This is a genomic window from Mesorhizobium sp. M5C.F.Ca.IN.020.29.1.1 (assembly GCF_003997375.1).
In the GTDB taxonomy this organism is placed as follows: Bacteria; Pseudomonadota; Alphaproteobacteria; order Rhizobiales; family Rhizobiaceae; genus Mesorhizobium; species Mesorhizobium wenxiniae.
On the sequence record NZ_RZSW01000422.1, the window covers coordinates 1 to 5,580 of the forward strand.

The 5,580-nt window shown below is 65.1% G+C and carries 4 protein-coding genes; 1 reads left to right on the forward strand and 3 read right to left on the reverse strand.

All coding sequences use genetic code 11. The features are described 5' to 3' along the window. Positions 1–125: 125 nt before the first annotated feature. Positions 126–578 (reverse strand): Lrp/AsnC ligand binding domain-containing protein, encoded by a 453-nt coding sequence (locus EOA85_RS26000; RefSeq protein ID WP_127211677.1) that lies wholly within the window; start codon positions 576–578, stop codon positions 126–128. A gap of 162 nt (positions 579–740) precedes the next feature. On the opposite strand from EOA85_RS26000, the gene putA reads away from it, so the two are divergent. Further along, complete coding sequence (gene putA / locus EOA85_RS26005; protein WP_127211678.1) at positions 741–4,352, forward strand: bifunctional proline dehydrogenase/L-glutamate gamma-semialdehyde dehydrogenase PutA; 3,612 nt, start codon at positions 741–743, stop codon at positions 4,350–4,352. Between the two features lie 33 nt (positions 4,353–4,385). Here putA and EOA85_RS26010 read toward each other — a convergent pair whose 3' ends face one another. Continuing rightward, positions 4,386–4,700 (reverse strand): antibiotic biosynthesis monooxygenase, encoded by a 315-nt coding sequence (locus EOA85_RS26010; RefSeq protein WP_127211679.1) that lies wholly within the window; start codon positions 4,698–4,700, stop codon positions 4,386–4,388. Between the two features lie 69 nt (positions 4,701–4,769). Then, positions 4,770–5,580: energy transducer TonB (locus EOA85_RS26015; RefSeq protein WP_127211680.1), on the reverse strand; the 811-nt coding region annotated here is incomplete at its 5' end.

Below are 5,580 nucleotides of genomic sequence, written 5' to 3' on the forward strand. Positions count from 1 at the left end.
CTCGGCTTTCGCCAATTTTCGACATTGAAGAAAAGGGCGCTGTCGCCGAAGCCGTCGTTCTGGGAGATGTCCGGCAGGACAAAGGGGGGCGCTGTCCCGTCGACGTTCACCGCAGCAGCGCTCTACTACCGATCCTTGACCGTCTCCATCGCCACAAAGGTCGAAGTCTGGGCGACGTGGGGCAGGGCGGAGATGCGCTCGCCGAGCACGCGGCGATAGGTGGCGATGTCGGTGGTGCGGACTTTCAGGAGGTAATCGAAGCTCGACGCCATCATGTGGCATTGCTCGATCTCCGGCACCGCCTGCACGGCGCGGTTGAAGGCGTCGAGCGCGGCCGAGCGGGTGTCGGACAATTTCACCTGGACGAAGGCGACATGGCCTTCGCCCATGCGCTCACGGTCGATGATCGCCTGGTAGCCGCGGATGATGCCGTCCTTCTCCAGCCGCTTGACCCGCGCCTGCACCGGCGTCTTCGACAGGCCGACCTTGGCCGCGAGTTCCGACATGGAAAGCCGGCCATTGCTGCCCAGCGCCGACAGGATGTTCCTGTCGATGCGGTCTAATCGGTCTTCTGTCATCGAATTTGTGGTCGAACTGGAGAAAATCAGGCCACACGATAATCCAATCGGCCTCTCCTGTCGATTTCTTTGGACCGATCGAAACCAAGCTTCGTGTTAGCTTGCGCCATTCGGTCCGGTGACCGCCGGACCGCTCCCTGATGCTTGCTCTATAGGACCGTCATGCCAGCGCTCGATGCCATCCGCCAGCAGATCCGTGCCAATTACTTGCCCGATGAAGACGAGGCCGTGAAGCGGCTGGCCGAGGCGACAGGGCTTTCGACGAAAGAGCGGAAGGCAATCTCGGCCCGCGCCGCCGACCTGGTGCGGGCGGTGCGCGGCTCGTCCGATCCGCGGCTGATGGAAGTCTTTCTGTCCGCTTATGGCCTTTCCACCAAGGAGGGCGTCGCGCTGATGTGCCTGGCCGAAGCGCTGCTGCGGGTGCCCGACACCGAAACGATGGACGACCTCATCGCCGACAAGATCGCGCCGCACGACTGGTCAGCGCATTCAGGGGGCTCGAGCTCGATCTTCGTCAATGCGTCGACCTGGGCGCTGATGCTGACCGGCCGGGTGCTTGACGAGGGCGAGGGCGGCATCGAAGGCACGCTGCGCGCCATGGTGCGCCGGCTGGGCGAGCCGGTCATCCGCAAGGCGGTCGCCGCCGCCATGCGCGAAATGGGCGAGCAGTTCGTGCTCGGCCGCACGATTGCCGAGGCCGTGAAGCGCGGCCGCCCGATGACCCAGAAAGGCTATTTCTATTCCTTCGATATGCTGGGCGAAGCGGCCCGCACCGAGGCGGACGCGTTGCGCTATCTCAAGGCCTATGCCGACGCCATCTCATCGCTCGATGCCGGCGCCAATGGTCCCGACATCCGCCAGAACCACGGCATCTCGGTCAAGCTCTCGGCGCTGCACCCGCGCTATGAAGTGACGCAAAAGGAAAAGATGCTGCCTGTGATGGCCGAGCGGCTTTTGTCGCTGGCGCTGGCGGCGCGCCATTCGCGCATGGGCCTCAACATCGACGCCGAGGAGGCCGACCGCCTCGACCTGTCGCTCGAAATCATCGAGCGGGTGCTGGCCGAGCCGGAGCTTGCCGGCTGGAACGGTTTTGGCGTCGTCGTCCAGGCCTATGGTCCGCGCGCCGCCTTCGTCATCGATTGGCTCTATGCGCTGGCGAAGAAGTACGACCGCACCATCATGGTGCGGCTGGTCAAGGGCGCCTATTGGGACACCGAGATCAAGCGGGCGCAGACGCTCGGGCTCGACGGATATCCGGTCTTCACCCGCAAGGCCAACACCGACGTGTCCTACCTCGCCTGCGCGAAAAAGCTGCTGTCGATGACCGACCGCATCTATCCGCAATTCGCCACCCACAACGCCCACACCGTCGCCGCCATCCTGTCGATGGCTGGGGATCGTGACTCATTCGAGTTCCAGCGCCTGCACGGCATGGGCGAGGCGTTACATGAGACGGTGCGGCGGGCCGAGGGGACGCGCTGCCGCATCTATGCGCCGGTCGGCGCGCATTCCGACCTGCTTGCCTATCTGGTCCGCCGGCTGCTCGAAAACGGCGCAAACTCCTCCTTCGTCCACCAGCTCACCGACGAGGAGGTCGAGCCGGAGGATATCGCTCGCGACCCACTCGAAACCGTCGAGAAACAGGGTCCGGCCAGCAATCCGGCGATCCCCAGCCCGTCGGCGATCTTCGGTGCTGGCCGCCGCAATTCGAAGGGGTTCGACATCACCGATCCCGTGGCGCTGGCCGCGATCGACAAGGCGAAGGTCGAGTTTGCCGGGCCGGACCGCTGGCACGCCAAGCCGATCACCCGGGCCGCCGGCTATGGCAAGCAGCGTCCGGTGGTCAATCCGGCAAAGCCGGAAGAGGTGGTCGGCACGGTCAGCGAGGCCACCGCCAAGCAGGTCGCGACCGCCGTGCGCATCGCGGTGGAGGCGCAGCCGGCATGGGCGAGGCGGGCCGTCGCCGAGCGCGCCGCCATCCTCAACCGCGCCGCCGACCTCTATGAGGCCAATGCTGTCGAATTCTTCGCGCTCGCCGCCCGCGAGGCCGGCAAATCACTGGCCGACGGCGTCGCCGAAGTGCGCGAGGCGGTCGATTTCCTGCGCTATTACGCAACCGAGGCGGCCAATGCCGAACCTGGAACCGAGGCGCGCGGCGTGATCGCGTGTATCTCGCCATGGAATTTTCCGCTCGCCATCTTCACCGGCCAGATTGCGGCAGCTCTCGTCACCGGCAATTCGGTCATCGCCAAGCCGGCCGAGCAGACGCCGCTGATCGCCTTCCGCGCCGTCGAATTGCTGCGCGAAGCCGGCGTGCCGGAAGACGTCATCCAGCTTCTGCCCGGCGATGGCCCCTCGGTCGGCGGCCCACTGACATCAGATCCGCGCATTGCCGGCGTCTGCTTCACCGGCTCGACCGAGGTCGCCAAGCTGATCGAAAAGCAGTTGGCCGAGACCGCCGCGCCCGACGCCATGCTGATCGCCGAGACTGGCGGGTTGAATGCCATGATCGTCGATTCCACCGCGCTTCCCGAACAAGCAGTACGCGACATCCTTGCCTCGGCCTTCCAGAGTGCCGGCCAGCGCTGCTCGGCGCTGCGCGTGCTCTATGTGCAGAAGGACGTCGAGAAGAAGATGCTGGAGATGCTGAAGGGCGCGATGGAAACGCTCAGCCTCGGCGATCCCTGGCGGATTTCGACCGATGTCGGCCCGGTCATCGACGAGGAGGCACAAAAATCGATCCGCGACTATTGCACTGACATGGGCCTGCAGGGCCGGCTGATCGCCAAGCTCGAAGCGCCGAAGGATGGCCGCTTCGTCGCGCCGCATGTCTTTCGGGTCAAGGGCATCGAGGACATCGAGCGCGAGGTGTTCGGACCGGTGCTGCACGCCGCCACTTTCGACGCCGACGATATCGACGGGGTCATCGCCGCGATCAACCGCAAGGGTTATGGCCTGACTTTCGGCCTGCACACCCGCATCGAAGGCCGCGCCCAGCATTTCGTCGACGGCATCCATGCCGGCAACATCTATGTCAACCGCAACCAAATCGGCGCCGTGGTCGGCTCGCAGCCGTTCGGCGGCGAAGGGCTTTCGGGCACCGGGCCGAAGGCCGGCGGACCGCACTATCTCAGGCGGTTCCGCAAGGGGCCGGAGGCGGGCACGCCTATTCTTGACGGCCGCAAGGTGACGGCGACCGAACTCGCCGACAATCTGCCCGACCCGACGCTGGGCGGCTGGTCGACGCGGGCGGACCGCATTGCGGTGCTGAGGAAACATTTGCGCGGCAAAGGTGCGGCGGCCATCGGTGCCGCCGCCGGCATCGATTTCGGCCAGGTCGATTTGCCCGGCCCGACCGGCGAGGCCAACACGCTGTCGCTGTCGCCGCGCGGCCGCGTGCTCTGCCTCGGACCGGATGCCGACACGCTGCTTGCCCAGACCATCCAGGCGCTGGCGGCCGGCAATGCGGTGCTGGCCGTCGCGCCCGATGCGCCGGCGGCCCTGTTGTCACTGACCGGCAAGGGCCTGCCGCTGGCGGCCATCGACGGCCGGCCCGACCCGGTCGAAGCACGCGCGCTGCGTGTCGACCTCGTCGCCTTTTCCGGCACGCCGGAGGCCGCGCGCATCGTGCGCAAGGTGATCGCCGACCGCGCCGGCCCGATCGTGCCGCTGGTCAGCGAAGTGCTCAACCCGGCGGCCTATGCGCACGAGCGCGCCGTCTGCGTCGACACTACGGCTGCTGGTGGCAATGCCAGCCTGCTGGCCGCGGCTTAAGGCGGCTGCTTCTATCTGTTAGGCGAGGCCACCTCACGCGCCCTCGACGACCGAAAAGCCCTCGAACTGCGGATGACCGAGATAGTGAACCTTGCTGGAGCCGGCGTTGCGGTGCGCCGCGCGGAAATTCTCGGATTTGGTCCAGGCGACGAAATCATCATGGCTCGCCCACACGGTGTGCGAGGCGAACAGCGTGTAGCCTTCGGCCTCGTTGACCGGACCGCGCAGCAGATGAAATTCCTTGAAACCTTTCATCTCCGAAAGGCTCGAATCACGGTTTTTCCAGACGTCCTCAAAAGCGTCCTCAGAGCCGTTTTGTATCTTGAAGCGGTTCATGGCGATGTACATTGGTGGTTCCTTTCGGGATTGCGGATTATGATGCTTGTTGGATTGCCTGAAGCGCTGAGGCGCAGGCTATTAAAATGGACCGATCCGCGCTTTAAATACCCAACTTGACTTGCCAGTTTCGGTTGGAATGGGAGGGAACGGTGCTTGCTTGCGCACTAGCGTCAAAGCGAATTGATCAAGTTCCGCAGAACCTGAGCTTTCGGCAAGCTGTATATCGCTGATGCTGCCGTCGGCCATGACAACGAAAACGACCCTGGCATTGTTGCGAGCGCTCGCCTGTATCGCTTTCGAAACACGACGGTTGGCGCGGGCAAGCTTCTTCTGAACTTCACCGCTGTAGCGGGATTCCATCGCATTTCCTGCCGCTGCCTGCTCCTTGCCCTTGCTGGAAGCCACCGCGGCGCGTTCCTCGCCATCCGTCGCGCCGCGGGCCTCGTTCGTTTCGTCGGCTCCGCCAAGACCTGGTGTCGGGCTCGGCCTTGGCGTCGGGATCGGCGGCTGTCCGACATCGACAGGGGGCGCCTCGGTGCTTTCGGCCGGAGCAGCCGGCTCTGCCGGCGTTTCGATCTTCGGAGCCACGCTCTGCTCGTCCAGGCGCGGGGTGTCGGCCATCATGTCTGGCGCGGCAGTGGATTGCTCGACAATCTGCGACAAGGGCGCGAGGGGTTGCGCGGCCATTTCCCTGATCGGCCGGTCCCCGGTGGGCTGGTCGGCAGGCGGCTCGGGCTTGACCTCAGGTTTGGCCGGCTGCGGGTCGGGCACCAGGGTGACGTTCATCGCGCCCGGCACCTTACCATTCAAGGCGCTGCCGACCACGTTGTCGCCGGTTTGATCGGCGCCTTCCATCTCGATTGCGTCCCCGGCATTAAACGTGCCGGCA

Excerpts from the sequence above, each read along its gene's own strand:
- putA (WP_127211678.1), top strand. The coding sequence starts at position 741 with ATGCCAGCGCTCGATGCCATCCGCCAGCAGATCCGTGCCAATTACTTG.
- EOA85_RS26000 (WP_127211677.1), bottom strand. The coding sequence starts at position 578 with ATGACAGAAGACCGATTAGACCGCATCGACAGGAACATCCTGTCGGCG.
- EOA85_RS26010 (WP_127211679.1), bottom strand. The coding sequence starts at position 4,700 with ATGTACATCGCCATGAACCGCTTCAAGATACAAAACGGCTCTGAGGAC.